20 protein-coding genes are annotated in these 21,439 nt (G+C 64.4%); 7 read left to right on the top strand and 13 right to left on the bottom strand.

All coding sequences use genetic code 11. From position 1 onward, the window contains the following. Positions 1-41: 41 nt before the first annotated feature. The 5 genes from KTR60_RS20255 to KTR60_RS20275 all read right to left on the bottom strand — a co-directional run bounded on the left by KTR60_RS20255 (position 42) and on the right by KTR60_RS20275 (position 6,594). On the bottom strand, positions 42-1,409 hold the full coding sequence (locus KTR60_RS20255; RefSeq protein WP_058037245.1) for a PhoH family protein: 1,368 nt from the start codon (positions 1,407-1,409) through the stop codon (positions 42-44). A gap of 275 nt (positions 1,410-1,684) precedes the next feature. Next, a complete protein-coding gene (locus tag KTR60_RS20260) occupies positions 1,685-2,401 on the bottom strand; it encodes a helix-turn-helix transcriptional regulator (protein WP_030536254.1) in 717 nt (238 codons plus the stop codon). A 26-nt stretch (positions 2,402-2,427) separates the two neighbouring features. Next, complete coding sequence (locus KTR60_RS20265; RefSeq protein WP_065351209.1) at positions 2,428-3,861, bottom strand: amidase; 1,434 nt, start codon at positions 3,859-3,861, stop codon at positions 2,428-2,430. 152 nt (positions 3,862-4,013) lie between these two features. Then, positions 4,014-5,321, bottom strand: a complete 1,308-nt coding sequence (glyA, locus tag KTR60_RS20270; RefSeq protein ID WP_003945195.1) for a serine hydroxymethyltransferase — start codon at positions 5,319-5,321, stop codon at positions 4,014-4,016. Between the two features lie 76 nt (positions 5,322-5,397). Next, entirely contained in the window at positions 5,398-6,594 is a 1,197-nt protein-coding gene (locus KTR60_RS20275; RefSeq protein WP_065351210.1) for a DUF885 domain-containing protein, read from the bottom strand. Between the two features lie 172 nt (positions 6,595-6,766). Between KTR60_RS20275 and coaA the strand changes: the two genes are divergently transcribed. Next, entirely contained in the window at positions 6,767-7,699 is a 933-nt protein-coding gene (coaA, locus tag KTR60_RS20280; RefSeq protein ID WP_003945270.1) for a type I pantothenate kinase, read from the top strand. 6 nt (positions 7,700-7,705) lie between these two features. Here coaA and KTR60_RS20285 read toward each other — a convergent pair whose 3' ends face one another. Next, the gene (locus tag KTR60_RS20285; RefSeq protein WP_003945211.1) at positions 7,706-8,473 is read right to left on the bottom strand and encodes an isoprenyl transferase; all 768 of its coding nucleotides are present in this window, start codon (positions 8,471-8,473) and stop codon (positions 7,706-7,708) included. Between the two features lie 172 nt (positions 8,474-8,645). Between KTR60_RS20285 and trhA the strand changes: the two genes are divergently transcribed. Next, positions 8,646-9,314, top strand: a complete 669-nt coding sequence (trhA, locus tag KTR60_RS20290) for a PAQR family membrane homeostasis protein TrhA (RefSeq protein ID WP_003945269.1) — start codon at positions 8,646-8,648, stop codon at positions 9,312-9,314. Here trhA and KTR60_RS20295 read toward each other — a convergent pair. From KTR60_RS20295 to mca, 3 genes are read right to left on the bottom strand one after another with little or no spacing between them, the layout of a single operon-like run. Next, complete coding sequence (locus tag KTR60_RS20295; protein WP_065351211.1) at positions 9,281-11,308, bottom strand: thioredoxin domain-containing protein; 2,028 nt, start codon at positions 11,306-11,308, stop codon at positions 9,281-9,283. The two genes, trhA and KTR60_RS20295, sit on opposite strands and share 34 nt — an antisense overlap. Positions 11,309-11,327: 19 nt before the next feature. Beyond that, positions 11,328-11,642 (bottom strand): hypothetical protein, encoded by a 315-nt coding sequence (locus tag KTR60_RS20300; protein ID WP_007726381.1) that lies wholly within the window; start codon positions 11,640-11,642, stop codon positions 11,328-11,330. Further along, on the bottom strand, positions 11,639-12,517 hold the full coding sequence (gene mca / locus KTR60_RS20305; RefSeq protein ID WP_007726383.1) for a mycothiol conjugate amidase Mca: 879 nt from the start codon (positions 12,515-12,517) through the stop codon (positions 11,639-11,641). The genes KTR60_RS20300 and mca overlap by 4 nt, the downstream gene beginning before the upstream one ends. Positions 12,518-12,796: 279 nt before the next feature. On the opposite strand from mca, the gene KTR60_RS20310 reads away from it, so the two are divergent. Together KTR60_RS20310 and greA are read left to right on the top strand one after the other, a co-directional pair. Continuing rightward, positions 12,797-13,222, top strand: a complete 426-nt coding sequence (locus KTR60_RS20310; RefSeq protein ID WP_007726384.1) for a DUF4307 domain-containing protein — start codon at positions 12,797-12,799, stop codon at positions 13,220-13,222. Between the two features lie 227 nt (positions 13,223-13,449). Next, positions 13,450-13,944 (top strand): transcription elongation factor GreA, encoded by a 495-nt coding sequence (gene greA, locus KTR60_RS20315; protein ID WP_007726385.1) that lies wholly within the window; start codon positions 13,450-13,452, stop codon positions 13,942-13,944. Positions 13,945-14,032: 88 nt separating this feature from the next. Here greA and KTR60_RS20320 read toward each other — a convergent pair whose 3' ends face one another. Continuing rightward, positions 14,033-15,133 carry an NlpC/P60 family protein gene (locus KTR60_RS20320; RefSeq protein WP_003943296.1) on the bottom strand — a complete coding sequence of 367 codons (1,101 nt, stop codon included), beginning with the start codon at positions 15,131-15,133 and terminating at the stop codon, positions 14,033-14,035. Between the two features lie 205 nt (positions 15,134-15,338). On the opposite strand from KTR60_RS20320, the gene KTR60_RS20325 reads away from it, so the two are divergent. Then, on the top strand, positions 15,339-15,584 hold the full coding sequence (locus KTR60_RS20325; protein WP_228401193.1) for a hypothetical protein: 246 nt from the start codon (positions 15,339-15,341) through the stop codon (positions 15,582-15,584). Next, positions 15,581-16,375, top strand: a complete 795-nt coding sequence (locus KTR60_RS20330) for an FAD:protein FMN transferase (RefSeq protein ID WP_003943281.1) — start codon at positions 15,581-15,583, stop codon at positions 16,373-16,375. Before KTR60_RS20325 ends, KTR60_RS20330 begins: the two co-directional genes overlap by 4 nt. Positions 16,376-16,381: 6 nt before the next feature. Here KTR60_RS20330 and ilvA read toward each other — a convergent pair whose 3' ends face one another. From ilvA to KTR60_RS20345, 3 genes are all read right to left on the bottom strand, one after another. Next, positions 16,382-17,545, bottom strand: coding sequence for a threonine ammonia-lyase (ilvA, locus tag KTR60_RS20335; RefSeq protein WP_228402296.1), 1,164 nt, complete (start codon positions 17,543-17,545; stop codon positions 16,382-16,384). Between the two features lie 135 nt (positions 17,546-17,680). Next, positions 17,681-18,853 (bottom strand): cystathionine gamma-synthase, encoded by a 1,173-nt coding sequence (locus tag KTR60_RS20340; protein ID WP_007728802.1) that lies wholly within the window; start codon positions 18,851-18,853, stop codon positions 17,681-17,683. Between the two features lie 44 nt (positions 18,854-18,897). Next, positions 18,898-20,283, bottom strand: a complete 1,386-nt coding sequence (locus KTR60_RS20345; protein WP_003943292.1) for a cystathionine beta-synthase — start codon at positions 20,281-20,283, stop codon at positions 18,898-18,900. Between the two features lie 80 nt (positions 20,284-20,363). Here KTR60_RS20345 and KTR60_RS20350 point away from each other — a divergent pair, with 80 nt between their 5' ends. Continuing rightward, positions 20,364-21,326 (top strand): SGNH/GDSL hydrolase family protein, encoded by a 963-nt coding sequence (locus KTR60_RS20350; protein ID WP_228401194.1) that lies wholly within the window; start codon positions 20,364-20,366, stop codon positions 21,324-21,326. Positions 21,327-21,439 lie beyond the last annotated feature (113 nt).

A 21,439-nucleotide genomic window follows, 5' to 3' on the forward strand; every position in this document is an offset into this window, starting at 1 on the left:
TCTCCCCGTGCAGACCGAAGTCCGCACGGGGAGATCACTTCTCAGGAAGTGGGGCCGAACTCCTCGAGCATGTCGGTCACCAACTCGGCGATCGGCGAACGCTCACTGCGCGTGAGTGTGATGTGCGCAAAAAGCGGGTGCCCCTTGAGCTTTTCGATGACGGCCGCAACTCCGTCGTGCCTGCCCACTCGCAGGTTGTCACGCTGCGCGACATCGTGCGTGAGGACCACTCGCGAGCCGGTTCCCAGACGAGAAAGCACTGTCAGCAGAACATTTCGTTCGAGCGACTGCGCTTCGTCGACGATCACGAACGAATCGTGCAGCGACCGACCGCGAATGTGCGTCAGCGGCAACACTTCCAGCATTCCGCGGGCGAGAACCTCCTCGAGAACCTCTGGCGAGGCCAACCCGTCGAGAGTGTCGAAAACGGCCTGAGCCCACGGGCCCATCTTCTCGCTCTCACTACCGGGAAGGTAGCCGAGTTCTTGTCCGCCAACGGCATACAACGGACGGAAGACGACAACCTTGCGCTGAGTGCGGCGCTCGAGAACGGCTTCCAAACCTGCCGTCAGAGCCAAGGCCGACTTACCGGTGCCCGCCTTACCACCGAGAGAGATGATACCGATGCTCTCGTCCATGAGGAGATCGAGCGCAATGCGCTGCTCGGCGGAGCGGCCGTGCAACCCGAACGCCTCGCGCTCACCGCGCACCAACTGGATACGCTTGTCGGGAGTCACCCGACCGAGGGCGCTCGACGAACCACCGAGCAGGCGAAGACCCGTGTGACACGGCAGATCTCGCGCTTCGTCGAGGTCCAGGTAACCCTCGTTGAACAGCTCGTCGATGTCCGTCGAGGCGACGTCCAGCTCAGTCATGCCCGTCCATCCGGATGGCACGACGTCGTGAGCGTGGTACTCGTCGGCAGGTAGTCCCACCGCGCCTGCCTTCACACGAAGCGGAATGTCCTTACTGACGAGGACTACGTCCTTACCCTCCGCCGCAAGGTTCAGCGCGCACGCCAGAATCCTCGAATCGTTACTGTCCGTGCGGAATCCGACGGGTAAGACCGCAGGGTCGGTGTGATTGAGTTCGACCTGCAGTGTCCCGTTCTCGGTGCCGATCGGTACCGGACGGTCGAGGCGGCTGTATTCGATCCGGAGATCGTCGAGCATGCGGAGCGATTCTCGGGCGAACCATCCCAGTTCGTGGTGGTGTCGCTTGCCTTCGAGTTCGCTGATCACGACGAGTGGCAGTACCACGTGGTGTTCGGCGAATCGAGTGACAGCCCATGGATCGGACAGTAGTACCGAGGTATCCAAGACGTACGTGCGAAGTGCATCTCCCGAATGATTCCCGGCTGATAGATCAGCCCGGGCCGAGTGGGCAGAGACGGAGCGTGATGCAGTCACGTTGGGCTCCTAGGTCTGCGCGGCACCCGCGCAAACTCAGCTCGCTGGGCCGGACGGCTCTGGTGTCAGGTGACGCTGTGTCAGCTGAAACAAGGGCCGGGCGCCGGCCCTCTCGTACTGAGTGTTTCAGTCACGATCAGAACCTCCCGCACAAGTAACTTCTGGTTACTCGTTACTGCCGACGGTACTGCGGATCGGACACTCGCGCCACGGAACGAGCCGCACATCTGGTGAACGCCAGGTAACAAAATGCCACTCGTGTGATTCAGCGTCACTCAGGACTCGATCAGACCCCACTTCGCGGCGCGCACCGCTGCCTGAACCCGCGAATTGGTTCCGGTCTTGACGAAGATGTTCTCGAGGTGGGTGGCGACGGTGCGACGGCTGACGAACAACTCCTCGGCGATCTCGACATTGCCCGCGCCCCTGGCCACCAATTGCAGTACTTGGATCTCCCGTGGGCTCAGATGGACACGATCGAGCGCCACCTGGTCCCCCACGACGCGCGAGCAGGCTGCGCTGGACGCCGCCACCACCTCCCGTACGCGATCGACGACGCCGGAATCCGCGAAGCTCATGTGCAGCAATCCGGTCACCTCACGGCCGGAGAACCCCAATGCGACCGACGCACCCTCGGCGTACCCGGACGGCCGCAGAACATCGGTGACCATCTCGACCTGCTCGAATCGTGGCACGTCCTGCCAGAACACGGGCACGCCCGAAGCCTCGCGAATGATGCCGAAGAGATTGCGATCGGCGACGAAGTCCTCGAGCAGGAACTCGAGCACCCTGGCGTCGTATCCGGAACTCGCCAGAGCCCGATGTCTTCCGCTCGACGGGTCTCGGTACGTGACCGCCGCAGCCGAGTACGCGAGTCCACGTGCGCGGAGTTCTTCGGCGCACAGGCCGAGAATGCCGTACGCCCCGGCCGCCGGCGATCGCGGCGCGAACATGTCAGGTCCAGCGCCGCGATCAGGCAGTACAGACGTCATCACACCAATCTAGCCAATCGTGTGAGCTAGGCCACGACCAGTGAATCGGCCGGCTTCTTGCCCGCCCACGGACGTGCCGCTTCGAAGTTCGCGGCAGCCCGCAGGACCAGTGCGTCCTGGCGGTGACGTGCGGCGATCTGCAGCCCCACCGGTCGACCGTCGGCTGTGAATCCAGCGGGCACGGTGATCGCCGGATTGTTGAGCATGTTGTACGGGTAGGTGAAGAGCCAATCGAGCAACTGCTCACGCAGCGACGCACCTTCGAGCCACGACGGCGCGAACTGACTGAGCGGGAACGTGGCCGAAGCCAGGGTCGGCGAGACCAACACGTCGTAGTCGTTCATGAACGTCGTCCACGTGTCCCACATGACGCCGCGGAAGGCGTCGGCCCGCCCGACGTCGACACCGGTGAGCCGCTCGGCCTCGTGCATGATCTCGATCAGGTTGTCGTCGACCTCGCCGCGCTGGTTCTCCCAGTCGAGCAAGTCGTATTCGGAAGCGAAACCGGGAACCCAGATGCCGTTCCACATCGACGCCGACGGATTTCCCCACTGCGGGGTCGCCTCGGTGATCCGGGCACCCAATTCCTCGAATGCCGACAACGCGTCGAGACACACCGCCAGCACCTCCGGATCAACATGGCCGAGACCGAGATTCGTCGACCACGCCACGCGAAGGCCCTTCACGTCACCCTTCGAGGCTTCGACGTACGAGGTCTCGGCACGCTCGATCGAGAGCGGGTCCGCATTGTCCGGCCCGGCCATGATGTCGAGCATCAGCGCGTTGTCGGCAACAGTCCGGGTGATCGGACCGTGATACGCCCAGTTGTAGAAGCGCCCGGCCAGGATGGTCTGCGGGATGACGCCGGTGGTCGGCTTCAACCCGACGACCCCGCAGAGCGCCGACGGGATACGCACCGATCCCGCGCCGTCACTGCCCTCGGCGAGTGGCCCGAGGCCTGCAGCCACGGCAGCCGACGCACCGCCACTGGACCCGCCCGCGCTGTTGCCGAGCTTCCACGGGTTGTGCGTCGGCCCGTACAGGTGGTTGTCCGTGCCACCGTAGTAACCACTTTCGGGAGTGTTCGTCTTTCCCAGGAACAGTCCGCCGGCGCCTCGCAGCCTGTCCACGACGACGGCATTTCCCGTCGCGATGTTGTCGGCCATCGGCTTCATCCCGAACGTGGTCGGCAGCCCGTCGACTGCCGTCAGATCTTTGATCGTGAACGGAACGCCGTGCAGCGGGCCGAGCTTCTCGCCCGCTTCCTGTTGCCGTGAGAGTTCGGCCGCATCGCGCGTCACCTGCTCGCGATCGAACTGCACTATCGCGTTGATCGACGGATTGACGGCGTCGACGCGCTGGATCATCGCTTCGGCAATCTCGTTGGGCGAGAGACTGTTCGACGCGACCGACGCCGCCATCTCGGTAGCGGAGAGCCAATGCAGATTCTGTTCGGTCATGGGGTTTCCTTCGCCGGAGGGGTGATGCTCTCAGGCTAGGAAGCACCGAACTCGGCCACCATCGGTCATGTGACCGATGCCACAATCCGCGACTGGCAAAAAACCAGCGGCCCGGCCCCTAAAAAGGGACCGGGCCGTCGGTGAAGGAATTCCTAGACGTTCTTGCTGAGCAGGCCCCAGTTCTCGAGACCGTCGTACAGCGGAAGGTCGAGAGCGAGCTTGGCGACGCGCGCACGCAGCGCCGGCAGATCCGCGTTGCCGGCCAGAGCGGTACCGATGATGTCGGCGACCTCGGTGAACTCGGCATCGCCGAATCCGCGAGTGGCCAACGCTGCGGTACCGATACGCAGACCGGAGGTGGTCATCGGCGGGCGGGGATCGAACGGAACAGCGTTGCGGTTGACCGTGATGCCGATTTCGTGCAGAAGGTCCTCACCCTGCTGGCCGTCGAGCTGCGAGTTACGCAGGTCCACGAGCACGAGGTGGACGTCTGTGCCGCCGGTCAAGACGCTGATGCCCTGGTCTGCGACGTCCTTGTTGCCCAGACGCTCGGCAAGGATGCGCGCACCGGAAAGGGTGCGTGCCTGACGATCCTTGAACTCTTCACCGGCAGCGATCTTGAAGGTGACTGCCTTGGCCGCGATGGCGTGCATGAGCGGTCCACCCTGCTGACCGGGGAAGACAGCAGAGTTGAGCTTCTTGGCCCACTCTTTCTTCGCCAGGATCAGGCCCGAACGCGGACCACCGAGGGTCTTGTGGACGGTCGAGGAGACGACGTCTGCGTACGGGACGGGCGACGGGTGCAAGCCTGCCGCAACCAGTCCGGCGAAGTGAGCCATGTCCACCCACAGGTACGCCCCGACCTCGTCGGCGATCGCACGGAACGCCGCGAAGTCCTGCTGACGCGGGTACGCGGACCAGCCGGCAACGATGACCTTCGGCTTCTCGGCGAGGGCGATCGAGCGCACCTCGTCCATGTCGATGCGGTGATCTTCCTTGCTGACGCCGTAGGACGCGACGTCGTACAACTTGCCGGAGAAGTTGAGCTTCATGCCGTGCGTGAGGTGACCGCCGTGTGCAAGGTCGAGGCCGAGCAGCTTCTCACCCGGGTTCATCAGTGCCATCAGAACAGCAGCGTTGGCCTGTGCGCCCGAGTGCGGCTGAACGTTCGCGAACTCTGCACCGAAGAGTTCCTTCGCACGGTTGCGCGCCAGATCCTCGATGACGTCGACGTGCTCGCAACCGCCGTAGTAACGACGTCCCGGGTAGCCCTCGGCGTACTTGTTGGTCAGGACGCTGCCCTGAGCCTGCAGAACCGAGCGGGGAACGAAGTTCTCCGACGCGATCATCTCGAGCGTGTCGCGCTGACGAGCCAATTCACCAGCCATCGCCTCGGCGACTTCGGGGTCGAGTTCGGCGAGTGATGCAGAGTTGACGTCGGAGCCGGGCACAGCGGTCATCGAGGAATCTCCAAGCTGGATGCGGAAACGAATGCGTCCAGTCTACGAAGTTCGCTCCCGCCGTCTCCACCCGGCACTAGGCAGCACGCAGAGAGCTGGGGACCAGCGGCTCGTCGAGCAGCCTGCGGAAGCGTTCGGTGCGCTCCGCGCCCACCGGCACCTCGTCCAGCCAGCCCCCGAGCAGCCGGTATCCCTCGACATACGTGCTGGTGTACGCCCGCCACAGCGGCGAAGACAGGAACTTGAGCGATTGGCGAGCGCGTTCCGGCGTCGACAGCGACCACCGTTCGAGGAACAGCGCCACGTCGTCGAGGCTGCGCCCCTCGTCGTGCAACATCAGCGCCGCATCCTGCCGGACACTCAGCAGTTGCCCCGACGCGGCGGAGAGCCGTTGCGCCTTTTCCCCGTCGAAAGACAAGCCGAGGTCGGCGTAGATGTCCTGCGCCCACAAACCCCAGTCCGGGCCGACAATCGCTTCCAGCGCCAAATCCGCGAGGCCTTCGGCCATGATGCACTGCGGCGTGTTGACCAGGAACAGTGTCTGCTCGAGCTGGCCCGAACCGACCAGACCGGCTTCCTTACGGCAATGCTCGGTGTGATGGCCGGGGTAGGACTCGTGCGCGATCAGCCGCGGCAGGTTGGCCATGAACTGCGGCAGATCCGAATTGATCGCAACCTTGGAGCGGTAGTCACCGAGGTAGTAGTTGAAGCCGGACCACGGCTTGTCCCCCACCACTTCGTATTCGACGGTTTCCGACGCGGGAAGCCCGAACGTGCCGCGGACCAGATCGCGCAGCGCACTCGACATTGCCTCGACGCATTCGTTCAGTTTCGCCGCGGGGATCTCGTCGGCCTTGCGATGCGCCTGCACCCGCTGCGCCAGCGGTCCCGGACCGGGCAGAACTTCACCCATCAACCGGTGAGCGTCGCTGTAGGCGTCCTCGTTTCCCTTTTCGATTCGTACGTCGAAGTACGCCTCGACCTCGTCCACGAAGCCGATGTCCTCACCCGCGAACTTGCGCCCGGAGCATTCCAGGGCGCGAAGGTGTACGTCGACGAAGTGGGAGCGTTCGGCATTCAGACCACTTCCGGCCAACTCGCCCCGCAATTCACGTGCCGTGCGGGCAAGTTCACGCGGATGGGGCTTCGGGGCGCTCTCGATCTGCTTACGCAGCACCGGGTCACCGGTGAACGCGTCGACGAACCCGTCTTCGAGACGGTCGAAACCCAGTCCGAGCAGCAGGTATTGGCGAACAAGTGTGTCTGGATCCATAACCACCGAGCCTAGTCGCTCGCTCCGGAATGCCACCCGGCGAAAGTCCCGGACGTGGCACCGAGCACAATCCGACTATGCACTCGGATCGTGCGCACACGCGCCTGGCTTGCTCGCATAGCTGTTTCGTCCGCCGGGCCCCGGGTTCACTACGTGCCGGTGAGCTGGGCTGATGGCGCGCACCAACGAATCGAGTCCCTACGTCGAGTTCGACCGCAAGCAGTGGCGGACACTGCGTAAGTCGACGCCACTGGTGTTGACCGAGGACGAGTTGTACGGCTTGCGTGGTCTCGGCGAGCAGATCGATCTCGAAGAAGTTGCCGAGGTTTATCTCCCCCTCGCACGTCTGATCCACCTACAGGTAGCGGCACGCCAACGACTGTTCGCGGCCACCGCGACCTTCCTCGGCGAGAAGCATCCCGACCGTCAGGTGCCCTTCGTCATCGGCGTCGCCGGTTCGGTCGCGGTCGGAAAATCCACGACTGCTCGTGTGCTGCAAGCTCTCCTGGCCCGCTGGGATCACCATCCGCGCGTCGACCTCGTCACCACGGACGGATTCCTCTATCCGACCAGGGAACTCCAGCGTCGGGGCATCATGCACCGCAAGGGTTTTCCCGAAAGCTACGATCGCCGCAAGCTGTTGCGCTTCGTCACCGAAGTCAAGTCCGGGGCGGAAGAGGTAGCGGCGCCGGTCTATTCGCATACGTCGTACGACATCATCCCGGGCCAGTACCACCTGATCCGCCAGCCCGACATCCTCATCATCGAGGGCCTCAACGTCCTGCAGACCGGCCCGCGTCTGATGGTCTCCGATCTGTTCGACTTCTCGATCTACGTCGACGCCCGCATCGAGGACATCGAAGCCTGGTACATCCAGCGGTTCCTCGCGCTACGCAACACGTCGTTCGCCGATCCGAACGCCCACTTTCACCACTACTCCGGCCTCTCCGACCGTGACGCGACCATCGCGGCGAAGGAGATCTGGAACTCGATCAACCACCCGAACCTGGTGGAGAACATTCTCCCCACCCGCCCCCGCGCAACCCTGGTGCTGCGCAAGGACGCCGATCACACGATCAACCGGCTGCGGCTGCGCAAGCTCTGAGACGGCTCAGGCACCGAACCGGCGGTGGCGCGCCGCGTAATCGCGCAAGGCTCGAAGAAAGTCGACTCGACGGAACTCGGGCCAGTACGCCTCGGTGAACCAGATCTCCGAATAGGCGCTCTGCCACAACAGGAATCCGGAGAGCCGCTGCTCGCCGGAGGTGCGGATCACCAGATCCGGATCGGGCTGTCCCGACGTGTACAGATGCCCGTCGATGCCGTCGACCGTGACGGCCTGGATCAGTTCGTCTCCGCTCAGGCCCGCACCGATCTTGTCGCGCAGGAGCGATTGGACGGCGTCGGCGATCTCCTGACGCCCGCCGTATCCGATCGCGACGTTGACATGTGTCCCGGTTCGGCCGCTCGTCCCCGCCGCCGCTTCCCGCAAGCGCCTGGACTGCTCGGGAGGCAGAAGATCGAGAGCCCCGACGATCTGCACACTCCAGTTCTTGCCGGGCCCGGAGATCTCTTCGACGACGTCGGTGATGATTTCGAGGAGGGTGTCGAGCTCTTCCGGCTCGCGGCGCAGGTTCTCGGTCGAGAGCAGGTAGATGGTTGCCATCTCGATTCCGGCGGCGTCGCACCACTCGAGCAATTCGGCAATTTTGAGCGCGCCCATGCGGTGCCCGTGACTGACATCGGTGAAGCCGTTCTCGCGAGCCCATCGCCGATTTCCGTCACACATCACGGCTACGTGCCGTGGGTGCGCGAGACCGTCGAGATGACTGAGGAGTCGTCGCTCGTAGATGCTGTACAGCAGTCCGCGCAGATTCACCGTGACATCACCATGGTGTCAAAGACTACGCCCGGCAGTGACAGCCACATGCGAGCGCCGTCACGCTTTTTGTACGCGTCGAAAACCCGCAGGTAGGTTATGCTACTGATGCGTAACCTACGGTACCGTAGGTTACGCGGTTCGCAACAGTACGGAACGAGAGGGGTTGCACATGACGGCATTCGGGCTCGACGAGCTTCCGGTCAAACCACGCATGCGCGGTTGGATCCATCTGTGGGCGCTCGGTGTCTCCGTCGTCGCGGGCATCGTTCTCGTCTCCGTAGCCGGCGCTCAGGTCGGCGCCAAAGCGGCTTGGGCAACCGCGATCTACAGCGTCACGATCTGCGGCCTCTTCGGCATCAGTGCGACGTATCACCGCATCCAGTGGCAGACGGTCAAGGGCCGTACGTGGATGAAGCGTGCGGACCATTCGATGATCTTTCTCTTCATCGCCGGCAGCTACACACCGTTCGCCATGCTCGGCCTCCCGACTCACACCGGCAAGATCATCCTCGCGATCGTGTGGGCAGGCGCGCTCGCCGGCGTCGCACTCAAGATGCTCTGGCCCACCGCCCCGAAATGGGTGGGAGTCCCGCTCTACCTGCTCCTCGGTTGGGCGATCGTTCCCGTGGTCGGTGAACTGACGCACCAGGTCGGTGTGGCGCCGATGGTGCTGCTGCTCGTCGGCGGAATCTTCTACAGCGTCGGCGCAATTCTGTACGCGACGAAATGGCCAAACCCGTGGCCCACGACGTTCGGGCATCACGAGTTCTTCCACGCCGCGACGGTCGTCGCAGCGATCTGCCACTACATCGCGGTATGGCTCGTCGTGTTCAACTGACTCGCCAGTTCCACCACCGTCGTCACCGGCCGATCACACACGAATCCCCGACAGATGTACGCGGCTTCACCTCCGTCGACGAGGGGTCGATCTGCAAGCAGCGGTGAAGAATCCGGCGCTCCGCCGACAACCACTGCACCACCCGGGGCAAGCCGGCGGGCATCGGCCAACAGCGAACCTTCCCCGACGACGGCCACCTGTATCGGACCACGCAACGACGCTTCCGCCACCGCGAGCCAGTGCCCCGCCGACCGAGGCGCACGCTCGAGCGGCAGCGTGGCCCTCGCCAGCGCGTCCGCCGCGGCCTGGGCGTAACGAGAAGAGCGCTCGGCATCGGTCAACGCCGCTGCGGTCAACAGAGCCTCCGCGACGCTCGACGCACCGGACGGCGTCGCGCCGTCCAACGGGTCTCGGGGCCGAGTCACGAGCGACTCCGCGAAATCGGCCGTGTCGAACCAGCTTCCCGGCTCGGCCGGATCAGCGAAGTGGTCGACAGTGACGTCGAGCAACTGCTGTGCCGCATCGAGCCACCGCGCCAATCCCGTTGCCTGGTATAGAGCCAGGAGGCCGGTGGCCAACATTGCGTAATCCTCGAGCACGCCCGTCGGGGCGCCGACAGCCCCGCCGAGGGAAGCGCGACGCAAGTGACCGTCCACCAGGTGAAGGTCGAGAAGAGCGCCTGCGCACTCGGCCGCCGCGGTGATCCAGTCGGGTCGGTCCAGGGCAAGTCCGGCTTCCGTCAAGGCCGTGACGGTCAACCCGTTCCAGGCCGTCACCACCTTGTCGTCGCGGCCAGGCTGTGGACGCTGAGCCCGGGCGGCACGGAGAGCGTCGGAGACCGTCTGCCAGCGCGACCAGTCGTCGGGGTCACGGAGCAACTGCAGTACCGACGCACCCTCTTCGAAGGTTCCGGTATCGGTGACCCGGAACAACTCCGACGCCCACTGCCCGTCCTCCGCGCCGAGAATCTCGACCAGCTGCGTCGGCGTCCATACGTACGTGAGGCCTTCGACGCCGTCGGTGTCGGCATCGAGAGCCGAAGCGAAGCAACCGTTCTCGGTCAGCAGATCGGAGAGCAGGAACCTTGCGGTCTCCTCGGTGACGCGAGTGGCGAGGTCCGATCCGGTGCGCCGCGCCCAGTGCGCGTAGAACCGCAGGAGCAGCGCATTGTCGTAGAGCATCTTCTCGAAGTGCGGAACCACCCACTCGGCATCGACCGAGTACCGCGAGAAACCGCCACCCAACTGGTCGTAGATCCCGCCACGTGCCATTGCTTCGGCGGTGCGCTCGATGCCGCCGAGGATCTCGCCCGAACCCGTTCGCTCGTACTGTCGGAGCAGCCCCTCCAGTAGTGCCGACGGTGGAAACTTCGGTGCCCCACCGAATCCCCCGCGCGGGACGTCCTCGTCGCCGAGGATCGACCGGCCCGCCGCGTTCAGCAGCTCGGCGTCGATGGGTGCTCCCCCGTACGGAATCCCGCCCGACGCGCGCTGAAGTTCCGTGACGATCGACTGCGCCGCGTTGTCGACCTCGTCGCGCCGATTCGTGAAGGTGTCGACTATCGCTTCGAGAAGCTGTGTGAACGAAGGCATTCCGCCGCGAGGCGTCGGCGGGTAGTACGTGCCGCAGTAGAACGGTGAACCGTCGGGAGTCAGGAAACAGGTCATGGGCCAGCCGCCCTGGCCGGTCATCGCAACCGTCGCATTCATGTAGACGGCGTCGATGTCGGGACGTTCTTCTCGGTCCACCTTCACACAGACGAAGTTCGCGTTCATGACGGCCGCGATCTCGTCGTTCTCGAACGACTCGTGCGCCATGACGTGGCACCAGTGGCACGCCGAGTATCCGATCGAGAGGAGAATCGGCACGTTGCGCTCGCGCGCCCACTCCATCGCTTCTTCGCCCCACTGTTGCCAGTGGACCGGATTGTCGGCGTGCTGACGCAGGTAAGGGCTCGAGGACCCACCCAGGTTGTTCCGCATCCGTGGGTCCATCGCCGCTACCTCGTTCGTCTCAGGATTCTTGCTTGGGCTTCTTCTCGGTAGAGACGTTGGGTTCCGCCGGGCTCGGAGCAGTGATAGCTCCCCGGTCGGTGCCTTCGTCTGCCTGCTGATCGAGTTCGGGATGATCCGGTTCGAACGTCTCCGGCAGCTTCTTGAGCTGGCGGTTCATCGACCGAACCAGGAGGATCACACCGATGAGCAGCGCAAGAATCACCAGCAGGCCGACCGGAGACGACTTTCCGAACTCCGGGCCGGATGGGTTACTCGGGGTCTGAGCAAGAAATTGTGTGGTGCCGAGAACTACCTCGGCGGACAGAGCATTCACTTCTGAGCGTCCTCTTCGAGACCTGCGAACAGGTCGGTTTCCGGAATGGACGTGGTGACCCGCGTCTTGGCGAGCTCGAATTCCTCGGTGGGCCAGATCTTCTGCTGAATGTCGAGCGGCACAGCGAAGAACGAACCGTTGGGATCGATCTGCGTCGCGTGTGCGCGCAGAGCATCGTCACGCTGGGGAAAGTAGTCGCCGCACGTGACCTGAGTGGTCACCCGGACCATCATGTCGCCGCGTTCGGTCTTCCACTTCTTGAGCCAGTCCGCCATCGGGAACGGCTCTCCGCGACGCTCGTACTCCTCCTGGAAGAGTTCGAGGCGCTTACGGATGAATCCGTGCGAGTAGTAGACCTTCTTGATTTCCCACGGCTGACCGTCCTCGGGGAAGTACTCGGGATCGGCGGCGGCTTCGTAGGCTGCCATCGTCACCTCGTGGCACCGGATGTGATCCGGGTGCGGGTATCCGCCGTTCTCGTCGTACGTCGTGACGACGTGGGGACGGAACTCGCGAATCACCTTGACCAGAGCGCGCGTCGACTCTTCGAGCGGAACGAGGGCGAAGCACCCTTCGGGCAGCGGCGGAAGAGGGTCGCCCTCGGGAAGCCCGGAATCGACGAAACCGAGCCAGCGCTGCTTCACGCCCAGGATGCGAGCGGCCTCGGCCATCTCCTCCTGGCGAACTTCGCTGATTCGATCGCGGACACCGGGAACGTCCATGGCCGGGTTGAGAATGTCGCCACGCTCACCCCCGGTGAGCGTCAGGACCATCACTTCGTGGCCTTCGGCTGCATAACGGGCGGTGGTGGCCGCACCCTTGCTCGACTCGTCGTCGGGATGGGCATGGACGGCCATGAGCCGGAATCCGCTCACGTGTTCGTTCACCTCAACTTCACCTGTAGCCGTTGCCGGCAGTTCACCTGTAGCCGTCACCGGCAGTCTTCGAATCACACGCTGTGCACCGCTCGGATTACTCCGGGCCGTTGCCGTCAAACGTACCGACTGCCGACAAACCTACCGACGGCGCGACGGGATACGTCCTCTATAGTTCCACCCGAGAGTTCCTGGCGCAGCCGTGACCCCTTCGGTAATCCGGCGGGACACAGTCAGTTGCTGCACGACACGCGAACTCGAGTCTTCGAGAGCAGAGTGATGAGCAAACCGCTTCCCCAAGATCGGTACCCGAGCACAACTCGCACGGGCAGTCCCCGCAAGTGGATGGTGTGGGCTCTGACCGCTCTCGTCATCGTCGTAGGCGGCGGAATCGCGTACTACGCGTACGGAAAATTTGCGGTCAAGGAAATCGAGACCGAGACCATCTCGTTCGACATCGCCAACGACTCCACGGTGAAGATCCGTTTCACCGTCACACGCGACGACTCGTCGCGTGAAGCGATGTGCATCGTGCGCGCACGCTCGAAGGACGGCTCCGAAACCGGTCGACGTGAGGTCTACGTCCCGTCGTCGGAACATCAGACCCTCGAGTTCAACACCGAGGTCAAGACGTCCCAGCCGCCAGGCATGGCCGACGTCTACGGCTGCAGCTTCGACGTTCCGGAGTACCTGACCAAGAGCTGACCTCGGAACGCACCCACCCTGCCGGACGTTTGACGCCGGACAGGGCGGGTAGTCATGCGTGATAGAATTGCCCGATACACGGTTCCGGGTGGAACCGTGTATTGCTGCATTGACGCAAGGTTTGACGGCAAGGTTGCATCCCTGGTGGTGCTTCTGCGTCGTTGTTCGCTGCTGTTGCAGCGATCGTCGAGGGAGCCCCCGGCTCCGACTACTAGGGAGTGATCGAGATGACCGAGACCCAGGTGACCTGGCTTACCCAGGAATCACATGACAGGCTCAAGAACGAACTCGACCAGCTCATCGCCAATCGCCCGGTCATCGCCGCCGAGATCAACGAGCGTCGCGAAGAGGGCGACCTGAAAGAGAACGGCGGCTACCACGCTGCCCGCGAAGAGCAGGGTCAGCAGGAAGCCCGCATTCGCCAGCTCCAGGAGCTGCTGAACAGCGCAAAGGTCGGCGAGGCCCCCACTCAGTCCGGTGTCGCACTGCCCGGATCCGTAGTCAAGGTCTACTACGACGGCGACGAGAGTGACACCGAGACGTTCCTGATCGCTACCCGCGAAGAAGGCGCACGTGACGCCAAGCTCGAGGTCTACTCGCCGAACTCACCGCTGGGCGGCGCGCTGCTCGAAGCCAAGGTCGGCGACACGCGTGAGTACAACCTGCCCAACGGCAGCACCATGAAGGTCACGCTACTGAGCGCGGAGCCTTACCACAGCTGATCGGCTGTACCAGCTCTGAAAAGAAGCGCCACCCGACTCGGTCGGGTGGCGCTTCTTGCTCTGTCGGCGCTCGCTGTTTCCTGCCCACTCACACCACGCGGCGAGCCTTCATGCCGGCGAAGATCGGGCCGACCTTCACCACGTCGCCGAACGTGGGTGCGTGAAGCATCTGACCGTTGCCGACGTAGATCGCCACGTGGCCGGGGCCGCCTGCCTGCCAGTTGCCGAACAACAGGTCACCGGGCTGCGCCTGATCCAGCGGGATCTCGACGCCGACACCCCACTGCGTCTCCGAGGTCCGGGGCAGAGTCACCCCGGTGGCCGCGTGGATCGCGTACGACGTCAGCCCCGAGCAGTCGAACCCGCCCATCGACGGCCCGTTGATGTTTCCGCCACCCCACACGTACGGCAATCCGAGAAACTTCAGACCGGCCTCGACGACGCCGCCCACCGCTGCGGCGAGGTTGTTGTAGTCGAAGGGCGCAAGCATCAGGGCGAACGAGTCCTGCAACGATTTGATCTGGGCGACAAACGGAGCGGCGACCGCCTGCTCCGCAGGAACCTCGCCCGACTTGTCTGCCGGAACGCCGCCCGCTTCGCGAACTGCATCCGGCCCGACGTCGTAGGCAGCGAGCGCGAGGTCGACGGTATCGCCCTCGACCTCACCGGACTTCTGCCAGGACTGCGCTTGCTTCACGAGATCGCACAACCGGTATCCGGTTGTCATCACCGGATCGGCCACGCCCAGGATGTCCATCTTTCCGTCGCCGTCACCGTCCTTGCCGTATGCCGTCCACGCTGCGGTGGTGAAGCGGCCAGGCCCGCGCCCACCTTCCGGTGAGATGTCGGTATCGGGTCCGTACTTGAATCCGTTCTCGACCGAGTACAGCGAGGCGATCACCGCGGGCGTGATCTCCGAGCAAAGAGCACCGGCCTTTTTGATCCACGGCGCGAACACTGCCACCGCTCCCACGGGCGCCAATGTCGCTCCCGGAAAGTTGGAGGGTACGGAAGGCACGATTCCCTCAGGTGTGTCCTGAGTTCGTGCCGGTCCGTTCCAGGCTGCAAGTGAGACTGCAGCATTCGAAGACTCGTTCTTCTCGACTTGTGCGGGCGCTCCGAGAGTTCCACTCATCACGCCCAGTGCGGTGCCGATCGACACAGCGATCGCCAGGACACCGACTGCCATCCGAACCTCCGATAAACCTCTGAAAATCCATGTACGTGGTCGTACCCGAAACTTGTCGGTGTGAACATCTACTCTTTCGAACATGCATTCGACACGGCTCAGTCTCGCGACTCCTGTAACCAATGTCTCATTTATCTCGGCGGGCGTTACGCAAATGACTACAGACGCCAAGGCTTTTCTCAGGTTCGGCGTGCAAGCTGAGTCCATGAGCGACGATCGGCCACGACCCGCCCGGGGACGCACTACGGTGTATCGACCCGTTCGCCTCGCCCTCGCAGCCACGGCTGTGGCGGGAGCACTCGCAAGCGGCGGACTTTCACTCGTTTCTTCTCCCACTGCCACGGCACTCGCGCCGGACACGTCGGCTTCTCACACCAAGGATCCCGTAGCGAAGCGGCCCGTCGTGGTCGCCGGATTCGGAACCCCGGACGCCGTCTCCAACGGTTCGTGAGTACTCCGCGCTCGGCCTCCGAGTGGCTCACGTGGGGGGTTCAGGCCCGGGTCGTCGTCACCGACCCTGAAGTCCTTCCCTCCGCGGCCAGCCTGGTTCGCGGGTACCTCACCGCTGCCGACGCCGCCACCAATCGAGATCGTGCCGACTCCGAGATTCGTACCTATGTCAGCGCCGCGAGCAACGTCGACGGCGTCGCCGTGACCCCGATGTTCGCGCACTTCCTCGAAGACGCGTTGGCTGTCGCACGACTGACCGACGGCAAACTCACGCCGACGGCCGGGTCGGCAGACCCTCACTCCTGGTGGAAGATTCGCGTCGAGAACAACCGCGTGTACAGCCCGGACGACGTCGTTCTCGATCTGTCCGCGACGGCCCGCGCCAGTTCAGCGGACCACTGTGCCGCGTCCACTGCAACTCTTCTCGGGTGTGGCGTGCTGGTCGGCCTCGGCGGGGACATCGCGGTTGCCGGCCCGGCGCCGGAAGACGGCTGGCAGATTCAGGTGCAAGACCTGCCCGGCGACCCGACCTGCCAGGTAGCACTTCCGTCCGACTGCGGGATCGCCACGGCCAGCACCGTCAAGCCACTGCACCGCGAATCGACGGCGACGCCGATGTGGCGCACGGTGTCGGTGATTGCATCCTCCTGCGCCCAGGCCGCCGCATTCAGTCGGGTTGCGGTCGGCATGGGCGGTTCGGCCATCGACTGGCTACATCAACTCGACGTACCCGCCAGGCTGGTCGACCAGGAGTACCGCGTGACGGTTCTGGGCGGCTGGCCTGACGAGTAACTCGCCTCAGTTCTGCAGTCGTACTGCGTAACCGGCGCCGTCGAAGGCCGTCAGAAGTTCCGCCTTGTTGTCCGGACCACGCGTCTCGACGGTGAGGAAGACTTCCACTTCGTCGAGCGCGAGTTCGCCACCGGTACGGGAATGGATGACATCGACCACGCTGGCGCCGTTCGCTCGAACCACTTCCAGCAACGAGACCAGTGCGCCCGGCCGATCGTCGATGGTGATGTGAACGCCGAGGAACCGTCCGGCCGCTCGCAGACCGTGCGAGATGACGTGCGTGAGAAGTAGCGGATCGATGTTGCCGCCGGAAAGCACGGCGCACACCGGCCCTGTCAGTCCCAGCTCCTCCGGAGTACAGGTCATCAAGGCCGCGACGGCCGCGACGCCGGCCGGTTCGACGATGAGCTTGGCGCGTTCGAGGCACAGCAGGAGCGCTTTGGACAGCGCTTCCTCGCTGACCGTCACCACGGCGTCGACATGGGCGGCAACTTCGGCGAACGGAACCTCGCCCGGGCAGCCAACGGCGATACCGTCTGCCATCGTGGACATCGACGCCAAGGCGGTCGGCTTCCCGGCTGCCAACGACGCCGGCCAGGCAGCCGCGGTCTCGGCCTGCACTCCGACGATGCGGACCTGCGGGCGCACAGCTTTGACGGCTGCAGCCACTCCCGCGATCAAACCGCCGCCGCCGGTGGGAACGAGGATCGTGCCGACCTCAGGCAGTTGCTCGAGGATTTCGAGCCCCACAGTCCCCTGCCCCGCCACGACGTCCTCGTGGTCGAACGGGTGGACCAGAACTGCTCCGGTTCGGTCCGCGAATTCGCGAGCGGCCACGAGCGCTTCGTCGACAGTCGAACCGTGCAGGTGGACCTGAGCTCCATATGCCTTGGTGGCCACCAACTTCGGCAGCGGCGCACCCGTCGGCATGAAGACGGTCGACTTGATTCCCAATTCTGTTGCAGACCAGGCAACTCCCTGCGCATGGTTACCGGCACTGGCCGCCACCACGCCCGCTGCCCGTTCCTCTGCGGAAAGATTGGCAATGCGGTTGTACGCACCGCGCGGTTTGAAAGAGCCGGTGCGCTGCAGATTTTCACATTTCAAACTCACGGCGAAGCCGGTGGTTTCGGACAACACTCGCGAGGCCACGACCGGGGTGCGTCGCATGACCGGGGCGAGCAGTTGCTGTGCAGCCTTTATCTGTTCGAGATTCACGCATGCCTCCAGAAAGTGCGCCTCCACACCCTCGTGAGGTGTGAAGGCGCACTGCAGATTCGAAGTCGAATTACTGTAGAGCGAAGATCAGGACAGCGCTTGCTCGATGTCGCCGACCAGATCTGAGGCGTCTTCGATGCCGACCGACAGGCGAACCAGATCGTCGGGAACCTCGAGAGCGGAACCGGCCGTCGAGGCGTGGGTCATCGCACCGGGGAATTCGATGAGGGATTCGACTCCGCCGAGAGATTCTGCCAGCGTGAAGATCTCGGTGCGCGAGCACAGGTCGAGAGCTGCCGCCTTGCCGCCCTTGAGGCGGACGGAGATCATGCCGCCGAAGCGTCGCATCTGCTTGGCCGCGACCTTGTGCGACGGATGCGAAGCCAGTCCGGGGTAGATGACGCTGGCAACCGCGGGGTGGCCGTCGAGCAATTCGACGACCTTCTCCGCGTTGTCACTGTGACGCTCCATGCGCAGCGCCAGTGTCTTGATTCCGCGCAACGTCAGGAACGCGTCGAAGGGGCCGGGAACGCCGCCGGATCCGTTCTGCAGGAAGGCAAACGCGGTGTCCAGTTCTTCGTCGTTGCAGACGAGAGCGCCACCGACCACGTCGGAGTGTCCGCCGATGTACTTGGTCGTGGAGTGCAGCGCGATGTCGGCACCGAGCTGCAGCGGCTGCTGCAGGTACGGCGAGGCGAAGGTGTTGTCCACCACGATCTTTGCGTTGCCCTCGTGGGCGACCTCGGCAAGGAGCTCGATGTCACCGATATTGAGCAGCGGGTTCGTGGGCGTCTCGACCCAGACCAGCTTGGTGTTGGACTTCATCGCCGCGCGCACCGCATCGACGTCGGACACCGGAGCCGGGGTGTACTCGATCCCCCACTGCGTGAACACCTTGTCGATGAGACGGAAGGTTCCGCCGTACGCGTCGTCGGGGATGACCAGGTGATCGCCGGGTCGAAGTACCGAACGGAGCAGGCAGTCGGTGGCCGCCATTCCCGAACTGAACGCTCGGCCGTAGGTTCCGGATTCGAGCGCGGCGAGGTTCGCCTCGAGTGGGCGACGGGTGGGGTTACCCGTTCGCGCGTACTCGAAGCCACTGCGCATTCCACCGACGCCGTCCTGGGCGAAGGTGGAACTCGCGTAGATCGGCACGTTGACCGCACCGGTCAGCGGATCGGGTTCGTAACCCGCATGCACCGCTTTCGTGGAGAAACCCTGCCAGCTGATGTTGTCGGCCTTGCTGCGTTGCTCACTCATGGTCCCCAGCCTAATGGCGCCGGTGCCGGCGCAGGAATCCGAACTCAGGAATCCGAACTCAGGAAACCCAGGAGATCGTGGCGCGTGATGACACCGACCGGCTTGCCGTCGTCGACGACCATGAGTGCGTCGGTGTCCCCGAGCGCCTTCGTGGCAGCCGAGACCGGCTCGCCGGAACCGATGAGCGGGAACGGCTTGCTCATGTGCTTCTCGACGGAATCCGCAAGGTGCGCACGGCCTTCGAAGACCGCGCTCAGCAGATCCCGCTCGGACACACTTCCGGCGACCTCGCCCGCCATGACCGGCGGTTCCGCACCCACGACGGGCATCTGGGACACGCCGTACTCGCGCAGGATCTCGATCGCATCGCGCAGGGTCTCCGACGGGTGGGTGTGAACGAGGTCCGGCAGCTCGCCCGACTTGCCACGCAGAACGTCGCCGACGGTGGGGACGTTGGTCTTGCCGTCGAGTGGGGTGCGCAGGAATCCGTACGACGCCATCCACTGATCGTTGAAGATCTTGGACAGGTAGCCGCGGCCACCGTCCGGGAGGAGGACGACGATCAGGGCGTCGGGGCCCTCACGCTTGGCTACTTCGAGGGCAGCGACGACGGCCATACCGCAGGAACCGCCGACCAGCAGTCCCTCCTCGCGGGCGAGGCGACGCGTCATCTCGAAGGAATCGGCATCCGAGACGGCGATGATCTCGTCCGGGATGGACGGGTCGTATGCCGACGGCCAGAAGTCTTCGCCGACGCCTTCGACCAGATACGGACGACCGGTGCCGCCGGAGTAGACGGAGCCCTCGGGGTCTGCGCCGATGACCTTGACCTTGCCGCCCGAAACTTCCTTGAGGTAGCGGCCGGTGCCGGTGATGGTGCCGCCGGTGCCGACGCCCGCGACGAAGTGCGTGATCTTGCCGTCGGTGTCGGCCCAGATCTCGGGGCCGGTGGTCTCGTAGTGGCTCTCCGGTCCGCCCGGGTTGGAGTACTGGTTGGGCTTCCAGGCGCCGGGGATCTCACGGGTGAGGCGGTCGGAGACGCTGTAGTAGCTGTTCGGGTTGTCCGGCGCGACGGCCGTGGGGCACACGACCACCTCGGCGCCGTAGGCGCGCAGGACGTTGCGCTTGTCTTCGCTGACCTTGTCTGGGCAGACGAAAACGCACTTGTATCCACGCTTTTGCGCCACGAGCGCCAAGCCGATTCCGGTGTTGCCCGAGGTCGGCTCGACGATGGTGCCGCCCGGCTTCAGTTCACCCGAAGCCTCGGCTGCGTCGATCATCTTGACGGCGATGCGGTCCTTGGAGCTACCGCCAGGGTTGAGGTATTCGACCTTGGCTGCCACCGTGCCGAAGTTTTCGCCCGTGACGGACGTGAGCTTGACGAGTGGGGTGTTGCCGATGAGGTCGACGACGTGTTCCGCGATGCGCATTCGTCCATGTTCCCAGATGAAAGAAAACGGTGCGCGCGGACGTCGGGCGAAGGTGGTGCAATCCGGCTAGATTGGCAAGTGTGAGTCGAACCGGACTGAAAGCGTCGGTGGCCACGGTGGTGGCCGGATCGAGTGCAGGCACGCTCTCCTGGTTGGGCTACAACTATCTGATGTCGCAGGCGGGGGCGGCCCGCGGGGTGATCGGTCGCAATATCGCCAAGCCACCCGAGGCGGACGGGGTGTACGCGCCCGGCGCCGACAACCCGGAACTCTGGTGGCGGGCCGTGCCCTTCGATCTCCACTTGATGATCTTCGGCGATTCGTCTGCGGCCGGCGTGGGCGCGCTGACGGCCTCGGAAGTACCGGGTGTTCAGGTCGCGAAGCTGCTTGCGAGTGAAACCGGGAAGCGAATCCGTTTGAGCACCAAGGCCATCGGGGGCGCCACCTCCCGCGGGTTGAGTGGGCAGGTCGACGCCATGTTCGTCGCCGGTCCTCCCCCGGACGCTGCGGTGATCCTGATCGGCGCCAACGACGTCACCGCCAAGAACGCGATTCACGCGTCGGCTAAACGCCTCGGCGACGCGGTTCGACGCTTACGCGAGAGCGGTGCCGTCGTTGTTGTCGGCACCTGCCCGGATCTGGGGGTGGTCACGGCGATCCCGCAACCTCTGCGCTCCGTGGTGCGCGAATGGGGCCATCGCCTCGCACTCGCCCAGGCGGCCGCGACCAGAAACGCCGGGGGTCATCCCGTTCCACTGGCCGACCTGCTGGCCAAGGAATTCCTGGCCTCGCCCGACACGATGTTCTCGGCCGACCGTTTCCATCCGTCCGCGGCCGGATACGAACTCGCGGCGAAGCAGATCGTCCCGGTTCTCGCGTCGGCTCTGGGTGAATGGCAGGGTGGCCCGCTACCCGAACTCCCCCACGTCTCGGAGGCGGCGCAAGCCCGCACCGTCGCGGCCCGACTGACGGCGGCGGCAACCCAGTGGAAAGCCTTCGCGAGACGCACCAAACCTGCAGGTCAGCGCTCCGACGTCAACTGAGTGAGACTGCGTGACCACCATCTGGGAGCGGCAACGTAAATTGTAAGTCGAAGCTGCATTCAACTTGCCCTGCTCGACGGCGTTTCAAGCCGCCCTCGAGCAGTACACAAAAG

It is taken from the genome of Rhodococcus sp. C1 (assembly GCF_020809065.1).
Lineage (GTDB): Bacteria > Actinomycetota > Actinomycetes > Mycobacteriales > Mycobacteriaceae > Rhodococcus_F > Rhodococcus_F qingshengii.

Bases quoted from the DNA above. Each gene is read 5' to 3' on its own strand.
- KTR60_RS20260 (WP_030536254.1), bottom strand. From the start codon at position 2,401: ATGACGTCTGTACTGCCTGATCGCGGCGCTGGACCTGACATGTTCGCG.
- ilvA (WP_228402296.1), bottom strand. From the start codon at position 17,545: ATGCGACGCACCCCGGTCGTGGCCTCGCGAGTGTTGTCCGAAACCACC.
- KTR60_RS20295 (WP_065351211.1), bottom strand. From the start codon at position 11,308: ATGGACCCACGGATGCGGAACAACCTGGGTGGGTCCTCGAGCCCTTAC.
- greA (WP_007726385.1), top strand. From the start codon at position 13,450: ATGACCGAGACCCAGGTGACCTGGCTTACCCAGGAATCACATGACAGG.
- KTR60_RS20310 (WP_007726384.1), top strand. From the start codon at position 12,797: ATGAGCAAACCGCTTCCCCAAGATCGGTACCCGAGCACAACTCGCACG.
- KTR60_RS20325 (WP_228401193.1), top strand. From the start codon at position 15,339: ATGAGCGACGATCGGCCACGACCCGCCCGGGGACGCACTACGGTGTAT.
- trhA (WP_003945269.1), top strand. From the start codon at position 8,646: ATGACGGCATTCGGGCTCGACGAGCTTCCGGTCAAACCACGCATGCGC.
- KTR60_RS20265 (WP_065351209.1), bottom strand. From the start codon at position 3,861: ATGACCGAACAGAATCTGCATTGGCTCTCCGCTACCGAGATGGCGGCG.
- KTR60_RS20340 (WP_007728802.1), bottom strand. From the start codon at position 18,853: ATGAGTGAGCAACGCAGCAAGGCCGACAACATCAGCTGGCAGGGTTTC.
- glyA (WP_003945195.1), bottom strand. From the start codon at position 5,321: ATGACCGCTGTGCCCGGCTCCGACGTCAACTCTGCATCACTCGCCGAA.
- KTR60_RS20320 (WP_003943296.1), bottom strand. From the start codon at position 15,133: ATGGCAGTCGGTGTCCTGGCGATCGCTGTGTCGATCGGCACCGCACTG.
- KTR60_RS20275 (WP_065351210.1), bottom strand. From the start codon at position 6,594: ATGGATCCAGACACACTTGTTCGCCAATACCTGCTGCTCGGACTGGGT.
- KTR60_RS20345 (WP_003943292.1), bottom strand. From the start codon at position 20,283: ATGCGCATCGCGGAACACGTCGTCGACCTCATCGGCAACACCCCACTC.
- coaA (WP_003945270.1), top strand. From the start codon at position 6,767: ATGGCGCGCACCAACGAATCGAGTCCCTACGTCGAGTTCGACCGCAAG.